The 18750-nt window shown below is 45.1% G+C and carries 14 protein-coding genes and 1 pseudogene; 11 read left to right on the top strand and 4 right to left on the bottom strand.

Features of this window, described 5'->3' with window-relative positions:
* Together B0E43_RS15400 and B0E43_RS15395 are read left to right on the top strand one after the other, a co-directional pair.
* Positions 1–1455, top strand: coding sequence for a DUF1501 domain-containing protein (locus tag B0E43_RS15400; protein WP_077351328.1), 1455 nt, complete (start codon positions 1–3; stop codon positions 1453–1455).
* A 14-nt stretch (positions 1456–1469) separates the two neighbouring features.
* Entirely contained in the window at positions 1470–3659 is a 2190-nt protein-coding gene (locus B0E43_RS15395; RefSeq protein ID WP_077351326.1) for a c-type cytochrome domain-containing protein, read from the top strand.
* A 1736-nt stretch (positions 3660–5395) separates the two neighbouring features.
* On the opposite strand, the gene B0E43_RS15385 is transcribed toward B0E43_RS15395, so the two are convergent.
* Positions 5396–6664 (bottom strand): serine hydrolase, encoded by a 1269-nt coding sequence (locus B0E43_RS15385; protein WP_077351322.1) that lies wholly within the window; start codon positions 6662–6664, stop codon positions 5396–5398.
* A gap of 377 nt (positions 6665–7041) precedes the next feature.
* Here B0E43_RS15385 and B0E43_RS15380 point away from each other — a divergent pair, with 377 nt between their 5' ends.
* Both B0E43_RS15380 and B0E43_RS15375 read left to right on the top strand, forming a co-directional pair.
* Positions 7042–7692: a DUF1080 domain-containing protein gene (locus B0E43_RS15380; RefSeq protein ID WP_077351320.1), complete on the top strand. Its 651-nt coding sequence runs from the start codon at positions 7042–7044 to the stop codon at positions 7690–7692.
* Between the two features lie 203 nt (positions 7693–7895).
* A complete protein-coding gene (locus B0E43_RS15375) occupies positions 7896–10748 on the top strand; it encodes a PVC-type heme-binding CxxCH protein (RefSeq protein ID WP_077351601.1) in 2853 nt (950 codons plus the stop codon).
* A gap of 40 nt (positions 10749–10788) precedes the next feature.
* Here B0E43_RS15375 and B0E43_RS15370 read toward each other — a convergent pair whose 3' ends face one another.
* Complete coding sequence (locus tag B0E43_RS15370) at positions 10789–11718, bottom strand: hypothetical protein (RefSeq protein WP_077351318.1); 930 nt, start codon at positions 11716–11718, stop codon at positions 10789–10791.
* 505 nt (positions 11719–12223) lie between these two features.
* On the opposite strand from B0E43_RS15370, the gene B0E43_RS15365 reads away from it, so the two are divergent.
* Positions 12224–12694, top strand: coding sequence for a very short patch repair endonuclease (locus B0E43_RS15365; RefSeq protein ID WP_256386946.1), 471 nt, complete (start codon positions 12224–12226; stop codon positions 12692–12694).
* Between the two features lie 27 nt (positions 12695–12721).
* On the opposite strand, the gene B0E43_RS15360 is transcribed toward B0E43_RS15365, so the two are convergent.
* Entirely contained in the window at positions 12722–13513 is a 792-nt protein-coding gene (locus tag B0E43_RS15360) for a nucleotidyl transferase AbiEii/AbiGii toxin family protein (protein ID WP_077351314.1), read from the bottom strand.
* 8 nt (positions 13514–13521) lie between these two features.
* Positions 13522–13833, bottom strand: a complete 312-nt coding sequence (locus B0E43_RS15355) for a hypothetical protein (RefSeq protein WP_077351312.1) — start codon at positions 13831–13833, stop codon at positions 13522–13524.
* 93 nt (positions 13834–13926) lie between these two features.
* On the opposite strand from B0E43_RS15355, the pseudogene B0E43_RS31405 reads away from it, so the two are divergent.
* From B0E43_RS31405 to B0E43_RS15335, 6 genes and pseudogenes are all read left to right on the top strand, one after another.
* A pseudogene (locus tag B0E43_RS31405) lies at positions 13927–13995 on the top strand (hypothetical protein); the annotation flags it as partial.
* A gap of 31 nt (positions 13996–14026) precedes the next feature.
* Positions 14027–14221 carry a DUF559 domain-containing protein gene (locus B0E43_RS15350; protein ID WP_254423442.1) on the top strand — a complete coding sequence of 65 codons (195 nt, stop codon included), beginning with the start codon at positions 14027–14029 and terminating at the stop codon, positions 14219–14221.
* 318 nt (positions 14222–14539) lie between these two features.
* Positions 14540–15076 (top strand): hypothetical protein, encoded by a 537-nt coding sequence (locus B0E43_RS15345; RefSeq protein WP_139352787.1) that lies wholly within the window; start codon positions 14540–14542, stop codon positions 15074–15076.
* A gap of 34 nt (positions 15077–15110) precedes the next feature.
* The gene (locus B0E43_RS22995; protein WP_168171957.1) at positions 15111–15275 is read left to right on the top strand and encodes a hypothetical protein; all 165 of its coding nucleotides are present in this window, start codon (positions 15111–15113) and stop codon (positions 15273–15275) included.
* 888 nt (positions 15276–16163) lie between these two features.
* Complete coding sequence (locus tag B0E43_RS15340) at positions 16164–17933, top strand: DUF885 family protein (protein WP_077351308.1); 1770 nt, start codon at positions 16164–16166, stop codon at positions 17931–17933.
* Positions 17934–18312: 379 nt separating this feature from the next.
* Positions 18313–18708: an endonuclease domain-containing protein gene (locus tag B0E43_RS15335; protein WP_077351306.1), complete on the top strand. Its 396-nt coding sequence runs from the start codon at positions 18313–18315 to the stop codon at positions 18706–18708.
* Positions 18709–18750: the final 42 nt, after the last annotated feature.

The following is an 18750-nucleotide window of genomic DNA, read 5'->3' as shown; positions in this document are numbered from 1 at the left end:
ATGGAAAAGGATATTTTCGAATACCGATTAAACATCAACAGGAGAAGGTTTTTGTCCCAGTTGAGTATGGGGGTGGGCAGCGTGGCCCTGGGTTCGCTGTTGATGCCTGACTTGTTCAAAGGCACTGGGAGTATGGATGCCGATATGGTCCCGGGATTGCGGGACTTTGCTCCCAAAGCCAAGCGGGTGATTTACCTTTTCCAAAACGGTGCCCCATCCCAGATTGAGACCTTTGATTACAAACCAAAGCTGAAAGAAATGTTTGGTCAGGAGCTCCCGGAATCAGTTCGCGGAGGTCAACGTTTGACTGGAATGACTGCGAATCAGTCTTCTTTTCCCCTGATCGGATCTTTTACTGACTTCAAGCAATATGGACAATCCGGTGCCTGGATCAGTGATCTGATGCCATATACTGCAAAGATTGCAGACGACCTCTGCATCGTCCGGTCCATGCATACCGAAGCGATCAACCATGACCCGGCATTGACCTTTTTCCAGACTGGGGCACAGCAGGGCAACCGACCGAGTATGGGTGCCTGGCTGAGTTATGGCCTGGGAAGCGAAAACCAAAATTTACCTGCCTTTACCGTCCTCCTTTCCAGGGGAATAGGAAACGGTCAGGGTGTGTATTCCAAGCTGTGGACTAACGGATTTTTGGATTCTGTGCATCAGGGAGTTCAGTTCAGCAGTGGAGAAGATCCGGTTCTTTATCTCAAAGACCCCAAAGGTCTGAGCCGGGACGAACGGAGAGTCATGCTGGATAATATTTCAGAGCTGAATCACCTTTCCTATGAGAAGTTCGGTGATCCTGAAATCAACGCCAAAATCCAGCAATACGAAATGGCTTACCGGATGCAGACTACTGTACCGGAAATCATGGATCTGAACAAAGAACCCGACTCGGTAATTAAACTGTACGGACCGGATTGCCTGGTTCCGGGGACTTATGCCGCAAATTGTCTTTTGGCCAGAAAACTCTCCGAAAGCGGAGTGCGATTTGTTCAGCTTTATCACCAGGGCTGGGATCAGCATGGCAATCTGCCTTATGAAATTGCCCATCAGGCCAAAGATACCGATCAGGCTTCTGCTGCTTTGGTCACTGACCTGAAGCAACGAGGACTTTTGGATGAAACTTTGGTCATTTGGGGTGGAGAATTTGGCCGGACCAATTACAGTCAGGGCAAACTTGACCCCACCAATTACGGGCGTGACCACCATCCCCGCTGCTTCAGTATCTGGATGGCCGGAGGAGGAGTGAAGCCTGGCTTAGTTTATGGCGAAACAGACGAATTAGGATACAATGTGGCCAAAGATCCTGTTCACATCCATGATTTTCAGGCAACGGTGCTGCACCTGATGGGACTCGACCATGAAAAACTGATCTACAAGCACCTTGGCCGAAGATTCCGCTTGACAGATGTTTCCGGCCAAGTCGTCAAAGGGCTGTTTGCCTGATTAAACTCAAGTCAATGACCAATAACCCATCCATAAAAAGTAAGATTATAGGAATTGCCGAGGGAATCTTATTTGCCGGCAATATCCTCCTGCTTTTTATCCTGCTCTTTGAGTCGAAACTCGGAATACCCCAGTTGCTTCAGCCTCTTGGCAGGATGCATCCCATGATGCTTCATTTCCCGATTGCGCTTATCCTGCTGGCCTTGATGCTGGAAGGGTTGCGCTTTCGGCCGGAGTTCAGAAACCAGCCCCTTTTTCAAAGTTTGACTAGGTATATCCTGTTGTTCTCAATTCTGACTGGATTGGTTACTGCCCTTATGGGCTTGTTTTTAGCTCAGGAGGAAGGTTATTCTGGTCAAATGTTAGACTGGCACAAGTGGTCCGGTGCGGGGATGGTTTTCCTGGCTTCCTTGCTCTATGCATTTAGAAATCAAAAATGGTATCAGGGAAAAGCAGCCATAGCCGGAATAGGTATGGTCGCAATTACGCTTGTTTTGGCTGGGCATCTCGGGGCTACATTGACCCATGGGGAAAGCTTTATACTCGGACCTGTCTTATCTTCCAAAACTGAACAAGTTCCCTTTGAAGAAGCAGAAGTATTTGAACATTTGATTTTGCCTGTATTGGAGAGAAAGTGCAACTCCTGCCATAATCCGACCAAAGCCAAAGGCGAACTGGACATGAGCAGTATGAAGGCTTTGCTTAAAGGAGGCGAAAATGGGGAAATTTTTGTTGGAGGAAAACCGGAGGAAAGCACCCTTCTGGAACGAATCCATCTCCCTGAGGAAAATGATGACCACATGCCACCATCCGGAAAACCTCAGTTGACCGAGGCAGAAATGGCACTATTGGAGCAGTGGATCAAGTCCAACCTTGAACCTGAAACAAAGATTGCATCCCTTCCCACGGCCGATCCACTGAGAGAAAAAGCCATGGAGTTTTTGGACACAGAAACTGCCATTTCCTTTGAATTTGCGGCTGCAAATCCCAAAACTGTGCAGGGACTTAACAATTCCTACCGCTCGGTAGTCCTGTTGGCTAGAGATTCTCCGGCTTTGGACGTGACACTTTTTAGCCCATCAAACTATACTCCAGCATCCCTTGAAGATCTTTTGGCAGTCAAAGAACAGGTCGTAGGCCTGAATCTGAATAAAATGCCGGTCACTGACCAAGATATTAAGACAGTAGTCCGTTTGGAAAATCTGAACAGGCTCAATCTGAATTACACGGAAATTACCCCGAATGCGCTTCAGGAATTGACCAAGCTAAAACAGCTCCGTCACCTTTCCCTCTCAGGTACAAAAGTTGATTTTGCTTCACTGCAGGCTGGTGTCAAGGGTTTTGAGAATTTGAAGACTGTGGTCATCTGGGAAACTCCAGTGACCAAAGCTGAACTGGAAAACCTCAAAAAAGAATATCCAAAGATCTCCTGGGTAACAGGCAGGGCAGACCTGGATGCTGAAATATTGCAGTTGAATTTGCCCCGACTGGCCAATCCTTCCAATATTTTTCAGGATACCTTGGCCTTGAAACTTGGGCATCCGATCCGGGAAGTTGAAATCCGCTTTACCATGGACGGAACCGAACCTAACCGGGAGAATTCTCCTGAATTTGTCTTCGGAGAAACTGTGTTGAAAGAGGGTCAGCTGATCAAAGCCCGTGCCTACAAGGAAGGCTGGACTGCCAGTGAAGTGGCTACATTCAATGTGTACAAAAACCGCTTCAGCCCCGATACGGTGATGATCATGAGCAAAATGAGCAAAGTTCATCCCGCAAATGGTTCCAAAACTTTCTTTGACAAGGAACTCGGAACCTACAATGCCAACAGTCCCGCCTGGGCCAACAATTGGGCAGGTTTCCGAGGAAATGACATGGAGCTGCTTTTGGAATATGGTGAAAAAGTCGAGGTAAGTTCCGTCAGCATGCGAGTCTTGGTGGAGCCCAGCAATGTGATTTTTCCTCCTCAATCCATTGAAATCTGGGGTGGAGATGATCCTAATACCCTTAGACTTATCGGAAAAATGAAACCTTCTCTTCCCACAAAAGAAGGCGAGCCTTACATCGAATTGGTTACCTGTGAATTCAAAACTGCTTCAGCAAAATACCTAAAAGTCATTGCCAGACCTGTAGAAAAAATCGGTGCCTGGAGTGGAAGGAAAGGAAGCGCCGGAATGCTGTTGGTGGATGAGTTGTTTGTGAATTGAATGGCAATTTGAGGTTTTTTTTCACCACAGAGTTCGCAGAGATTTTAAGAGAGGGCACTAAGATTTTTTTCAGATGTGGCCAGTAAAAGCTTCAGCTTTTTCTTTGCGCCCTTGAAAACGCCTGAGAAAATTAAAAGGATTGAGGTTCTTTATAAGATCAATCAATAATCTCCTCTTTCTCGGAGTTCTCTGTGGTAAAATACCTTCCTGCTGAGGATTAAGATTGCTTCGTCGCATGTTGCCCTTTTAAAAAGGCACTGGATAAAGAAATGCTCCTCGCAATGACGTGTCCTCAAAAAGCTTCTGCATTTCTCTGCGCCCTTGAAAAACGATTGAGAAAAAGAAAAGGATTTAAGTTCTATACTTCATCAATCCTTATTCTCCTTTTTCTCTGAGTTCTCTGTGGTAAAAAAACCTTTGCGTTCCTTAGCGTCCTTGGCGGTTTTTCTTTTTCTACCACAGAGTTCGCAGAGATTTTAATAGAGGGCACTAAGATTATTTCCTGATCGGACCCGCAAAAGCTTTAGCTTTTGTCTCTGTGCACTTGAAAAACGATTGAGAATAGTAAAAGGGTTGAAGTTCGATGCTTCATCAATCCATATTCTCCTCTTTCTCTGAGCTCTCTGTGGTAAAAAATCCTTTGCGTTCCTTCGCGTCCTTGGCGGTTTTTCTTTTTCTACCACAGAGTTCGCAGAGATTTTAATAGAGGGCACTAAGATTATTTCCTGATCGGACCCGCAAAAGCTTTAGCTTTTGTCTCTGTGCACTTGAAAAACGATTGAGAATAGTAAAAGGGTTGAAGTTCGATGCTTCATCAATCCATATTCTCCTCTTTCTCTGAGCTCTCTGTGGTAAAAAATCCTTTGCGTTCCTTCGCGTCCTTGGCGGTTTTTCTTTTTCTACCACAGAGTTCGCAGAGATTTTAATAGAGGGCACCAAGATTTTTCTCTGATCGGACCCGCAAAAGCTTTAGCTTTTCTTTGCGCCCTTGAAAAACGACTGGAAAAAGGAAGAGGATCGAGGTTAAAACCAACTTCAATTCCTGATTTCCTTTTTTCTCGGTGCCATTTGTGGTTAAAAAACTTCCTGCTAATTGATTAAGATTGCATCGTCGCATGATACCTTGTTAAAAGACAGAGGTAAAAAAAATGCTCCTCGCAATGACGTGTCCCCAAAAAGCTTCAGCTTTTTCTTTGCGCCCTTGAAAAACGATTGAGAAAAAGAAAAGGATTGAGGTTCTTTATAAGATCAATCAATAGTCTCCTCTTTCTCGGAGTTCTCTGTGGTAAAATACCTTCCTGCTGAGGATTAAGATTGCTTCGTCGCATGTTGCCCTTTTAAAAAGGCACTGGATAAAGAAATGCTCCTCGCAATGACGTGTCCCCAAAAAGCTTCAGCATTTCTCTGCGCCCTTGAAAAACGATTGAGAATAGTAAAAGGGTTGAAGTTCGATACTTCATCAATCCATATTCTCCTCTTTCTCTGAGCTCTCTGTGGTAAAAAACCTTTGCGTTCCTTAGCGTCTTTGGCGGTTATTTAATTGACCACAGAGTTCGCAGAGATTTTTCCAATATTTTTCTCTGCGCTCTTGAAAAATGCCTGAGAAAAAGAAAAGGATTGCAGTTCAAAACAAGATCAATACATATTCTCCTCTTTCTCTGAGTTCTCTGTGGTAAAAAATTCTTTGAGGTAAAATCCCCATCTGTCCTTTGGTGTTAAATATCACTTCTATGCTCTTAAGGCACTTTTTTCACATAAGGCCCATACACCGCATCCCGAAATTTCTTGTGTACCTGGTCTTCAAAAGGCATGACTTGGACAAAAAGTACCGCGGTCAATTTATTTTTTGGATCTACCCAAAATAGAGTACTGGCGGCACCATCCCAGTAATATTCTCCCACCACACCCATGTTTTCCTCTGCAGAAGCAGGTTCACGGAGACGCACCGCAAAGTCAATCCCAAACCCCACCTGGCCTTTGCTGGGTAACCACATCCGTTCGGTAATGCTGTCATCCAGGTGATTGGTGGCCATCAGTTTGACTGTTTCTGGTTTGAGAATAGTCACCCCATTGTAAGTGCCTTCATTGACGAGCATCTGGGCAAATTTCATGTAATCATCCACGGTCGAGGTTAGTCCAAAGCCTCCGGGTGTCAGGGCCCATTCCTTGGTATTGAAAGCATGGGCGATGGAATCCGGAACTTGGCTCAGACTACCGTCTTCTCCTTTTCGGTACATGGCCGACATTCGATCACGGTCCGATTCGAGGACAAAATATCGGGTTTCGTCCATACCCAATGGATCCAGGACATGCTCCCGAACATATTCTCCATAGGGCTTACCGGAGATTCTTTCCACCAAAAATGCCTGCACATCCACCGAAGGTCCATAGCCCCACTGGGTGCCGGGCTGGAACATCAGGGGAACTTGCCCCATTTTCTCTGCCATTTGAGTCAAAGTATTGTTGGAATTGCCGGGATCTGCAGCCTTGAGCAAATCACCCAAACCCGGTTGATTGGGATTGGCAGCAAATCCTGCGGTATGACGGGTGATGTCCCGGATGGTAATCGGCCTGGTTAATGGTTCCAATTTGACCTTGCCTGTAAGGGAATCCATTCCGGCAAAAACCTGCATATTGGCAAATTCAGGGGCATATTTTTCCAAGGGATCATCCAGCTGAAATGCTCCCTTCTCAAACAAAGTCATCAATGCCACTCCAGTCACAGGCTTTGTCATGGAGTAAATTATGGCAATCGTATTTCGATCCATCGGCACCTGAGCTTCACGGTCCGCAAATCCAGACGTGTTGAAATAGACCTCCTGTCCCTGCTCAAATATGAGGGCAGAGACGCCGGCTACCATTCGGGATTCCACCATTTCCGTCAAGGCGGAGTCCAATCGGGCTTTGGCAGAGTCAGTGATTATCCTGCTTGTTTCCTCGGTCGGAGAGCCGCAAGCCAGGATGCTTGAACAGAGCAATGCTCCGATGTAATTTCTTTTTCTCATGATGGAATTGAGATTAATGGGGTTTAAATGAACTGATTGACATCAGTTAAATATAGTCAAGCTGCGGAATTTTTGTGGCAAAGAATAGCAGCTTTGATGGGAAGCTACCTTGTTTTTATGTTTATCCGCTTTTATGCCAGCGACGAGATCAGAAGCCTAAAATCTAGCATGAAAGATATATTCTGCCTCTTCGGTCTTCGGTCATCGGTCTTCCAGCCCAAAAAGCAAAGGAAATTAGGTTAGAGGTACAATTGCGGATATTCATACTTTCTTTTTAACCTTTCCAAAATTGGGGGACCTTCCCAATTACTACAATACTATGGACGAGGCCTGAGGCTACCCGGATTTTTAGTATTTTAGAACAAACCCAAAAGACCATGCAACAAACCCTTGCCAAACTTTCCTTTTTTCTACTGGGAATCATTTCCCTTGGCTGCCAAAGTTCCGATCCAATAGAGGTTCCCTTTTTTGACGGAAAAACTTTTCAGAATTGGGAAGGAGATACCCTAAAGACTTGGAGAATCGAGGATGGAGTACTCATCGGAGGATCACTGGAAACCACCGTACCACACAATGACTTTCTGGTCACCAAAGAGGAGTACGGGGATTTTGTCCTCACCTTAAAAATCAAACTTACCGGAGAGGAGGGCTTCATCAACTCCGGGATCCAATTTCACTCCCAGCGATTGACAGATCCAGCCTATGAGATGACTGGTTACCAAGCCGACTGGGGCGAAGGGTATTGGGCAAGTCTCTATGACGAATCCCGGAGAAATATAACCCTGATGGCTCCGGATTCCGCCCAGGTTTTGCAATGGATCAGGAAAAATGACTGGAATGATTATAAGATCCACGCGGAAAAAGGAAGAATCCAACTCTTCATCAACGGTCACCAGTCGGTGGACTATACCGAACCGGATTCCTCGATCCCTCAACAGGGACACATTGGCTTTCAGATCCACGGAGGCGGCAAAGCTCAAGTGGAGATAAAAGACATCTTTTTTGAAGAACTCCATCAAATACAATAGATTAAGGATTCTGATTAAGCGCTATTTGGCCAGATGACTAATATTCCAGTGATTTTGGGCTGGTAGACGGAAGACCGAAGAAAAAACAAAAATTTGGAGTTTTAGTGGTCTCCATGCTTTTGAAAAAGCTGCTAGAAAGATTTCATATATCCAAAATAATGATTGACTGCTCCTCAAAATCAGTTTGCAATAACCCAAAGTCTATGAAAACCCTCCGCCTCCCCATACTTTTTGGCCTGTTGTTTTTTGTGTTTACGGCAAAAGGACAGGAGCCAAACCCTGACAGAGAATTTCACCTTACGGCTACCATGCTTGGATACTTTGCGGAGGATGGCGCAAGAAACCCAACTTTGAAAGCAAGAAAAGGCCAAACCGTCCGCATCACGATCACTAACGGAGAACTGATGACTCACGATGTGGCGATGGAAAATCTCGGGATCAAAAGCGAAACCATCATTGAAAAAGGCACCAGCACCAGCATCACTTTTGTCGCGGTGGACGACGATACCTATTACTGCACGATACCAGGGCATCGACTTGCCGGGATGGTGGGAAAGTTTGAGATTCTTGAGGAAGGAGAAACCGAAGAAATACCAGGTGGTGTCCTTCCCATGAAAGACGGCCAGCCCCTGAATCTCAATTTTGAGACCGGCACACTGAGCAATTGGACCGGAGAAGGGGAGGCATTTAAAGACCCACTTATCCAAACTGACCCATCACCTCTTCATGGGGAAGAAGGCCCGATCTTCTTTGAAGGGGAAAACTTTCTGAGCAGTGGGGGACTGAAAAATTACCAGCTCACCGGCACACTCACTTCCGATTCCTTTAAAGTTACGGCACCATTTGCTGCATTTCGGGTTTCGGGCGGAGCCTTGGTGGATACCCGGGTAGAGCTGGTTTTGGCTGATTCCGAGGTAGTGGTCTTTGAGTCAACAGGACAGGGTAGAGCAACGCTTCAGCCGGTGGTGGCTGACTTGACTCCGTTTTTGGACAAGGAAATCTTCATTCGGATCATTGACCACGAAACAGGTATTTCGCAGATCCCCTATATCTCAGATGACAAGTGGGCCCACATCAATTTCGATGACTTTCGGTTCTATCCCTCCCGACCCAATTTTCCCAATGAACTTGACAAAGACGATATCATCGTTCTTCCACCTCTTGACCCTGTATTAAATGCGGGTCTCTCTGGCTTGGAAGCAGCAAAAGCCATGACGCCTCCTCCCGGATTTAAGGTGACGCTTGCCGCCTCAGAGCCTGAAATCATCCGTCCGATCAGCTTTACGATCGATGCGAGAAACAGACTTTGGGTAGTGGAAGGCCATACCTATCCGATTCCTGCACCTGAAGGAGAGGGCAGGGATCGTATCCTGATCTTTGAAGACACGGACGGGGATGGCACGTTGGACAGCAAAAAGGTTTTTGCCGAAGGCTTAAATCTAGTCAGTGGCATTGAAGTGGGGATGGGCGGAGTTTGGTTGGGTGCGGCTCCATACTTGCTTTTTATTCCCATAGATTATGAGAAAGATTTACCTGCCGGACCAGCTCAAAAGCTCCTCGACGGCTGGGGTACACAAGACACCCACGAGGTATTGAATAACCTCCGTTGGGGACCGGATGGCTGGCTTTATGGTACACACGGGGTATTTACCCACTCCAATGTCGGCAAACCGGGCACCCCTGATTCCGAGCGGACCAAAATCAATGCTGGAGTCTGGAGATATCATCCCACCAAGCATGAATTTGAAGTTTTTGCAGAGGGCACCAGCAATCCTTGGGGGATTGATTTCAACAGCTATGGACACTCCTTCATCACCGTCTGTGTGATCCCCCACTTATACTATGTGGTACAGGGAGCAAGATACCAGCGTCAGGCTGGCAAGCATTTCAATCCCTACACCTTCGATGACATCAAGACCATCGGAGACCATGTGCACTGGTTGGGTGACAGAGGTCCTCATGCGGGGAATTTCCGCTCTGCAGCAGCTGGAGGCGGTCATGCCCATGCCGGAGCGATGATCTATTTGGGCGGGAACAATTGGCCGGAGGAGTATCAAAACGCCATATTTATGAACAACATCAACGGGGCCCGGCTCAATATTGATGAATTAAAAAAGTCAGGTTCGGGCTACGTCGGAGTGCATCATGAGGACTTTATGGCCATGAATGACTCCTGGTCGCAGTGGCTGAATTTCAAGTACGACGCCAGCGGGTCGGTCTTTGCCATCGACTGGTATGACAAAAACCAATGCCATAGCCCTAATCCAGAGGTTCACGACAAGACCTTGGGAAGAATCTTCAAGATCAGTTACGAAAACGACCCCATTGTCAGCGAAAACCTATATCAAGCCTCTGATCTCGAGTTGGCCAACTACCAGACCCATCCCAACGAATGGTATGCCCGCCAATCCAGGATGATCCTGCAGGAGCGTGGAGCCAACCGGAAATCCCAGAAAGCGCTGAAGGCGATACTTGAAAAAGATCCGGATGTCACCCACCAGTTGCGTGCCTTGTGGGCACTGCATGCCATCGGAGGACTGGATGAGGAAGAATTGCACAGCCTACTCTCTCATCCCAACGAGTATCTCCGAAGTTGGACGATTCAGCTTCTGGCAGAGAATAAATCCCTTTCTGCCGAAACACTGTCACAATTTAATGAACTGGCAAAAAGCGATCCTTCACCAATGGTCAGGCTCTATCTTGCTTCAGCGATGCTTCGATTGGAGGCAGACCAGCGCTGGGAAGTTCTAGGTGCTTTGTCCCAGCGTTCAGAGGATGCAGAAGACCACAACCTTCCGCTGATGATTTGGTACGGGATCGAACCGCTGGTGGATCTGGATGCACAGCGTGCAATGACTTTGGCAGAAAATGCCAAGATCCCGCTGCTGCTCGAATACACTGTACAGAAAGCGGGTGCCCTGAAGACCGCAGAATCATTGGATGCATTGAAGCAACTTAAACTGAAACTGGATGCCAGTTCCTCTCATGAAAATCACGGGCTGCAGATGGAGGTAAACCGACTTTTGGAGGAGTCTAAATCTTCCGATAAAAATTGAAGGTCAGTTTCTGAAAGCGAAACACCATTCAACCTATTTATTAATCCGCGATAAACAAAGCCCGAATCTTTGTATTTCGATGGCTCAAAATCAATTGGTTTCCTTCTAGGATATAGTCGACAACTTCTGGTACCGTAAGATTTCCCTCTCGTAACAATAGCTCCAGGCTATCGGCCTTTTCTGCAGTTTGACGGGTGGTGAAGTAAATAGGCGCATTTGGATGACGATTGGGACCATAATAGAAAGTGCCGTAAAGGTTCAGGTGATTGTCTTCTATTTCATAGATAACTTTGGTACTGTAAAGATTGACAAAGTAAAACCCCGGGAATAATTCCAAATACATGGCATTCGGCTTCATAGGATTGATATACCCCTGATTGGGAGAGTCCACAATTCGTTGTGTCAGTTGAAAAGTTACCTCAGGATTTTCACAGGAAGGATAAGAATAAACCTCCTTGGATTCATTCACAAATCCTATCCATTTCCAAAGTGTATTTTGAAGCGCTACCGTTCCTCCTAGCTTTGTATTAGAAACAGGGCATGGTGGAATGGTTTCGATTTTCTCAATCAAAAATGGCAGGCCAGGGATCGTATCTTTTGGATGGGCTTGTTTGATCTGTCCGCTCACCAATACTTTCAGTTCATTCTGATTGTATAAATAAAGGGACAGGAAGGACAAAACATCAGTCTGAATTGGCCCCCCATAGTTACTCCAGCCATTTTCCTGAATATATTCACTTACCAAAGTGGTATCACTGGGAATGAATACTACTTCACTGCTTCCATCATCCAGTTTTAGCGTGACAAATTGCGGGACGAAAGGCTCAGTTTGTTGGGTATATACTCCCAATACGGCCTCTACCTGGCTGAGTGTCTCCATCGTCACCCGATCATTATATTCCAGAAAAGGAGGATCTTCCTCCGAAACACAGGAAGCAAACAATACAAGGAAAGGCAGGTACTTTTTCATTTGAAAATAACTTTAAGCCAATATGTGTATCCGCTATCTTGCACGTTGCCAAAGGTTATTAAGGTTTGATGCTGGCCTTTGGTAAATTCCCTCCGCCGCGGCGGAGGGCTAGGGGGATTTAAAACTCAATTGGAATTTAAATTTTATGGATACATGCAACATTCCGAATAGTCATATAAGCCAAAGAAAGAGTTTGAAAGTCGGTAACCTAATCTGAAATTTCTTTTTCATTTATGAATCCAAAAAGGCACCATATTGGCTGAAAAAGAACGCAAAATAAAGTTGAGGAAAAGCGCGCTTAAAACTCCAATTCACACAGCTGTTTTTTTCGCAGTTTTTGCCTTTGCCTGAATCGTGTTAAGTAAAAATCGATAGGGGTTGAATTTGCAAATTCCAGCAGCTTCCTGGGTAATATAAAAAGCATCAAAGCCAGAGCTCCGGGCTGAAATTTTTCGGAAGGAAAAAGGATTGAATCAACTTAAGTCAGTGAAGCCTAAACCCCTACATACGACCAAAGGTAGCCGTCGCCCAATTCTGCGTAGAAAACGGTTTCTATACTTCTGCCCAGCTTTCCTATAACATGTCACGGATCCGCTCCAAGGGCACCAAGCCGGAAACCCTCCTGAAAAAAGCCCTCTGGCAGGCAGGCATCCGCTACAAAACCCCAAAGAAACCCCTTCCCGGCAAGCCGGACATCAGTCTGAAAAAATACAAGCTGGTCATCTTCGTAGACGGAACCTTCTGGCACGGGTACGACTGGGAAAACCGCAAGAACGCCATCCACTCCTACCGCGAATTCTGGATCGCCAAGATCGAGCGCAACATGCAGCGGGATCAAGAGATCAATACCTATTACCAATCCAGAGGCTGGACGGTGTTAAGGTTCTGGGATTTTGAGGTGAAAGGGGAGTTGGGGGCTTGTTTGAAAAAGATCCTCGATCAGGTCAATGGCTCATTTTTCAACTTATTGTGTTAAGAGGAGATGAACTATTGATTGTTGAATTTACCAGCTGAATCCAGGTAGTTTTGGTTTTCGTCTGGTCGGAATTTCATTGAATTTTAAACCTCTTTGAACAGCGAAAGCTTTAACTCTGGACTTCCAAACATTCCTAAGATCCGGCCATTTTAGCTCGAGGGGGGAGTTTTCTGTCAACACAATGCGGTTGCCGGGATTTCGCTTATCTCCACTATGATTAAAATCACAAAGGCTGCTCAGGTCTTTGGATAAATTGACACCGGGCTTTTCACCCATGGACCCTAGATTGTCGAAGATGTTGCTTGGGGAATCTCTATGATTTTCAAAATAAGCCATAAGATGATCGTAATAGTGCCCGAATGGTTTGAGTTCAGTAAGCAGGAAGAGATCATAAAAATCCTTTTGGCTACCTCTACTCGCTGCAGCCAGTAACTTTAGCGCTCCGATATCATCATCATGGATTAACCGCAATCCCTTAACAATCTCTGGCGGAAGGAGATTTTTGAGGTTTTGAATGACTTCCACTTTTATCCCGCTCTGGGGTAAAATGGTACGGGCAAAACACAGGTTTTCATGTTCAAGATTTAACAAGAAAAAATATTCGGGATTGAACATATCTCTTACAGAGCGTTCAATTTTCCTCATCGCTTCGATTCCCACTATACCTTGGGAAAAAAGATCAATATCGGTGGATTCCCTGTGGTTGTATTTGATAGCGAGATTGGTTCCTCCCCCCAAGCTGAAATCCGCAAACTCATTCAGATTTGTTATTTCCAGGATGCTGTTAAAAAGCACTTCAGAAACTCCGTCTGAAACCATGGCTGGGATTACTTAACGTATCGGGGAAATTCGTCCGGATTGATATTGAATAGCTTACCCAAAAGTTCAATGTTCTCATTGCCAAAAATCTGAGACTGATTCAAGCAATAATACTGGATCACATTTTCTGGGTATAGCTTTTTTAGATTACTCCAAGAATTTTTAAAATTTCCCCAATCCAATACCCTGGGGATTACAAAGTCGCTGTCCTTCTTGTAATCCAATTCATCCAGATTGACATCCCAAAAGATCTCCCTTGGAAAATATTCCGAGAGCAAAATTGAGTTCTTTTTATTGGGTATTTTTATTGCAGAGTTCATGATCGTCGTTCAACTACTTCTGTAACAATTTTTTGAATTTATCGATTCTGTTACAAAAATAACGAATTATGTTAGAATCTTGTTCGCTTTCTCCTGATCAGTCATAGTCCAAAACCCCTTCCCGGCAAGCCGGACATCAGTCTGAAAAAATACAAACTGGTCATCTTCGTAGACGGCACCTTCTGGCATGGATATGAGTGTGAGAAAAAAGGCACATATCCACTCCAACCGGGAATTCTGGATCGCCAAGATCGAGCGCAACATGCAGCGCGACCGGGAAGTCAATGCCTATTATCGATCCAAGGGCTGGACGGTATTGCGGTTTTGGGATTTTGAGGTGAAGGGGGAGTTGGGAACTTGCTTGAAAATGGTGTTAAAACATTTTTAAGGTATTTGATGCTTTTTTCAAAAAAGAGCTATGGTTTGTTTTGTTGGGTTAGAGCCAAATTTTTTGAATAAAAATTATTAGTTTTCATCAATGGCTCATTCGTTCCAAAGCGGAGGTCAAGTAGGACAGTTTTTACCAATCGATGCGAGTTCCTGGCAGATGGAAACAAAAAAGGCCCGCATCGGAATGCAGGCCAGTTCTTTTACCTGATTACGTTTCGTTTCCGAAAGAGGCTTGATCAGATCTAACAGCACAAATATGCGAATTTCCTTTCGCCCTGATTCGAAAGGAATCGGAATCCTGATAAATTCAACCAGTATGACGGGAAGTACGTCTTATGAACTTACTAAACTCTCTTCGGACCCGAAACAATTCCTGTATGGTTTTGCGACCCCAAGTGGAAATTTCAAAATCGTGGAGCATTCGCTCATCGAAACAAGAGATGATAGAAAAGTCTATAACTTGGGTTTTGGAGATTACAATGCCGAAACAGGACAGGTGATTGACGACGAGGTGTTTAATAGGGGAGATGGGAGAATTATCCTCAATACAGTCTTATCCACGATACCACTTTTCTTCGATAAAAACCCAATGGACGCACTTATCGTGCAAGGAAGTGACAGCCGGGACGACTTTCCGGAAAAATGCCGACTTACCTGTATTAAAAGATGTACTGATAATTGTAGAAAGCAGCATCAGCGAATTAGGATTTACTGTAATTTCTTGGATAAAAATTTCAGCAGCTTGGTAAAGAACTACATTTTCTTCGGGCTTTCGGAGTCAAAAGAACTTGATTTTGAACAATATATACCAGGGAACTCTTATAAAGGGGTTTTGATTTATAGAAAAAAGTGATGAGTTTTAAATCGCCTTTAAACGGACAGGAAACATGGGGAAAAAGACTGATAGCAACGTCGTTGTAGTTAAAAGCAGCGTTAAAGCTAAAAAAGAGCTGCAAAACATCGGAGCATCTCTGAAAGGGAAGGAGCTTTTCAAGCAAAAAGTGGACAGTGCCAAAGAAATATTGGCAAATATAAAATCATTACCCGTTTGACTGGATTCAACGGACATAAACTGTAACCCAAAGGAGCCTCGTGCTCTTTTTTTGTTTAGGATAGGACTGGCCACTGGCACCTGCCTAATCAAAGTGTTGCCACATTTCGACCAATACAATCCATAACCCATTTGTCGGGGTGCGCCTTCCTTAAATAGGAATGTGGCTTTAGCCCATTCCTCCCTGGGCGATTATACCACCGCGGGCTATGGCGGACGACCTGCCTAAGCGTTACCCCCCCCACTTCACAACGCATCTCGAATTCAAAGCCACAACAAAAACAAAATCCACTGGACCGGCAGTGACCCCGTTCTGTCCGGCGCGGTGGCCCGACGCAAAAGCGGGCCGGCGTCCGGCCTCGCGTGTGAGGACCAAGCGTTAAGAAACAGTCCGGTGGACTGTTTTAGCGAGAGCCTGTCCCGAGTAGCGCAGCGTATCGGGAGGCCAGCATGCAGGGCAGGTTGCGTCAAGGGTTTTTGGTTACTTTTTGCCCCACAAAAAGTGACAAAGAAGAAAAAGGCCTTTGAGGTTTCCAAGACCTCTCTCAAGCCTTGTCAAGCTTATTAATAGACCGGCCTGCACCTTTGACTAACTTTCCAACTTTCCAGCTTCCTCACTTTACACTTTCCCAAATATGTTTAATTCAAGTCCTGACCGATTCTGTGGCAAGAAGCTGGGCTAATAAAACTTATTATGTATATCCGCTTTTATGCCAGTAACGAGATCAGGAGTCTAAAATCTACCATGAAAGACCGTAATTCCACCTCTTCGGTCTTCGGTCATCGGTCCTCCAGCCCAAAAAGCAAAGGAAATTAGGTTAGTGGTACAATTGCGGATAATCTAAAACTTATATTAATAAGGGTTCTAATCACAAACCTTTTTAAAAATATGAAGAGACTAATCCTAATAGCTGTACTTATCTATTTTGGTTTGGGATGCACCTCACCCAAAGAGGAAAGCAAAGTAGACCTCAACGGCATTTTTGAAAAATTTGCGCAGGAAAATTACGCCTTGAATCCACTTTTGGCTACCCAAAACAATATCCATCAATACAACGATCAACTCCCGGTGGATATCGGCAAAGATCATATGCTGAAAGTAATTGACTTGAATAATCGCTACCTCGATACCCTCAAAACGGTAAACCTTGAACTGCTCACCGATTCCGAAAGACTGAGCGTAGATCTGCTTACCTATCAGTTGAAAATAAAAAATGAGCAGCTAACCAATCGATATGGCTTCTATACTCCAGTAGATCAATTTGTATTTAGTTTCCCTCAACGATTTGCCGTTTTGGCCTCAGGTGCGGGTTCTATTCCCTTCAAGGATGAAAAAGATTATAGAAACTTTATCAGCCGAATGGAATCATTTCCCCTGTGGATTGATCAGGCGATTAGCAATATGCAAAGCGGACTGGAATTAAAGTTTACCAATCCGCGGGCAAGTATGGAAAAGGTACCCGCCCAATTAAGTCCCTTAGCAGAAGAAGCCGTCGAAAACCATATTTTCTACAAGCCATTGATGCAATTGCCAGAAGATATGGACAGTACAGCCAAAATCCAGCTTATTTCGGATTATACCCAGGCAATAGAAACTCAGATTAAACCCGCCTATAAAAAGCTAAATGAATTCCTAAAAGACACTTATATCCCAAACACCCGGAATACCTCTGGTTTGCTGGATAGAACAAATGGAGAGGAGGAATATGCTTTTTGGCTAAGGTATTATACCACGGTGGACATTTCAGGAAATGAAATTTTTGACTTGGGCCTTAGGGAAGTTGCCCGAATTCGTCAGGAAATGGATTCGATCAAAGTAGCTACTGGTTTTAAGGGGGACTTAGCGGCATTCTTTTCATATATCAAAACAGATCCCAAATTTTTCCCATTTAAAACAGAGGAAGAGGTTTTAAATACCTTCAGGAGCTATGAGTCTCTGATGGAACCACAGCTAAATCGCCTGTTTAATCTACGCCCCAAAGCTTCATTTGAAGTGCGGGCAACAGAAAAATTCAGGGAGGCAGGGGCCAATGCTCAATACATGGCACCATCTCGCGATGGGAAGCGGCCGGGTATCTTTTACGAAGTGATCCGCGATCCATTGACCTACAACTATTTTTCGATGGAAGGTCTGTATATCCATGAAGCCATTCCGGGCCATCATTACCAGGTCGCCATCCAACAGGAGGCCGATATCCCTGAGTTTAGAAAAGGATATTTTTTGAGTGCATTTGGTGAGGGTTGGGCTTTGTATGCCGAGAGCCTGGGAACCGAGCTGGGGATGTACACAGATCCCTATCAATACATGGGAAGGCTAAATAACGAAATCGAGCGTGCCGTTCGCTTGGTGGTAGATGCGGGGATACACCACAAAGGCTGGACTCGCGAAGAGGCGATTGCCTATGTGTTGGAGAATCAGCCGGTTTCGGAGGAAGAAGCCATTCAGCGGATAGAGCGATACATGGTCACCCCCGGACAGGCGGTAAGCTATAAAATGGGCGAATTGAAAATTATTGCCCTACGGGAGAAAGCCATACAGGAACTTGGAGAAAAGTTTGATATCCGGGATTTTCACGATCAGGTGTTAAAGAATGGCTCCATGCCCATTTTCCTATTAGAAAGCCAAATAGACCAATGGATTGCAAGCAAGAAGCTCTAAGTCTTGGAAGTTCTAGATGAATTGAAGGATTGCTTTGCTGAACTGTCCATAGCCCTCGGTTCAAACCTTGGGCTATAGCTTGAGATTTGTCTCAAAAACCATTTTTACCCCACCCTAACCCTCCCCTTAAGGGGAGGGCACTAGATCAGAGGTCCATCAATACTTCCAGTCAAATCTTAGTTCAATATCAAAGAAGAAGTATAAGCTTGTTATGCCTTTCCAATTCTGACCTTTAAGCTGAATTTGACCACTTCACAAGCTCCCTCTCCTCAAGGAGAGAGCCTGTCCCGAGAATCGGGAGCGGGGGGTGAGGTAGAACCGGCGAGGCTATTCAATGGGATTTGATTTTGTAGTCTAACTCTTTATTTTAGAAGAAGTTATGGATTATTCGCAAAACTTTTTTTACGGTGCCTCTCCTGAAATCCATCGAAGAGCAAAAGAACTCAGGAGGACTCTGACCACTGCTGAGACAAAGCTTTGGGAACTTCTCAAAAACAAGAATCTTACTTCATTAAAATTCAGAAGGCAGCATCCGATCGGTCCATACATTGCCGATTTTTATTGCCATTCGCTTAGACTGGTTATTGAACTGGATGGTGGTGTTCATGATACAATAGACCAAATCGAGCGGGATAAAGGACGGGAATTCGAACTTCGAAATCTTGGTCTTCGGATAATTCGGTTTCAGAATGATGAAGTTCTATCTAATTTGGATCAGGTCAGGAAAGTTATTGAAGCATTTGGTGCTAATCCGGATTATTTTACCCCACCCTAACCCTCCCCTTGAAGGGAGGGCACTAGAGCAGAGGTCCATCAA

It is taken from the genome of Algoriphagus sp. A40, from assembly GCF_002002735.1.
Classification (GTDB): Bacteria; Bacteroidota; Bacteroidia; order Cytophagales; family Cyclobacteriaceae; genus Algoriphagus.
Note: the sequence above shows the minus strand (reverse complement) of the source record. Positions and strands in the feature narration are given on the sequence as shown.

Coding starts and splice junctions, on each gene's coding strand:
- B0E43_RS15400 (WP_077351328.1), top strand. CDS start 1: ATGGAAAAGGATATTTTCGAATACCGATTAAACATCAACAGGAGAAGG.
- B0E43_RS15395 (WP_077351326.1), top strand. CDS start 1,470: ATGACCAATAACCCATCCATAAAAAGTAAGATTATAGGAATTGCCGAG.
- B0E43_RS15385 (WP_077351322.1), bottom strand. CDS start 6,664: ATGAGAAAAAGAAATTACATCGGAGCATTGCTCTGTTCAAGCATCCTG.
- B0E43_RS15380 (WP_077351320.1), top strand. CDS start 7,042: ATGCAACAAACCCTTGCCAAACTTTCCTTTTTTCTACTGGGAATCATT.
- B0E43_RS15375 (WP_077351601.1), top strand. CDS start 7,896: ATGAAAACCCTCCGCCTCCCCATACTTTTTGGCCTGTTGTTTTTTGTG.
- B0E43_RS15370 (WP_077351318.1), bottom strand. CDS start 11,718: ATGAAAAAGTACCTGCCTTTCCTTGTATTGTTTGCTTCCTGTGTTTCG.
- B0E43_RS15360 (WP_077351314.1), bottom strand. CDS start 13,513: ATGGTTTCAGACGGAGTTTCTGAAGTGCTTTTTAACAGCATCCTGGAA.
- B0E43_RS15355 (WP_077351312.1), bottom strand. CDS start 13,833: ATGAACTCTGCAATAAAAATACCCAATAAAAAGAACTCAATTTTGCTC.
- B0E43_RS15350 (WP_254423442.1), top strand. CDS start 14,027: ATGAGTGTGAGAAAAAAGGCACATATCCACTCCAACCGGGAATTCTGG.
- B0E43_RS15345 (WP_139352787.1), top strand. CDS start 14,540: ATGACGGGAAGTACGTCTTATGAACTTACTAAACTCTCTTCGGACCCG.
- B0E43_RS22995 (WP_168171957.1), top strand. CDS start 15,111: ATGGGGAAAAAGACTGATAGCAACGTCGTTGTAGTTAAAAGCAGCGTT.
- B0E43_RS15340 (WP_077351308.1), top strand. CDS start 16,164: ATGAAGAGACTAATCCTAATAGCTGTACTTATCTATTTTGGTTTGGGA.
- B0E43_RS15335 (WP_077351306.1), top strand. CDS start 18,313: ATGGATTATTCGCAAAACTTTTTTTACGGTGCCTCTCCTGAAATCCAT.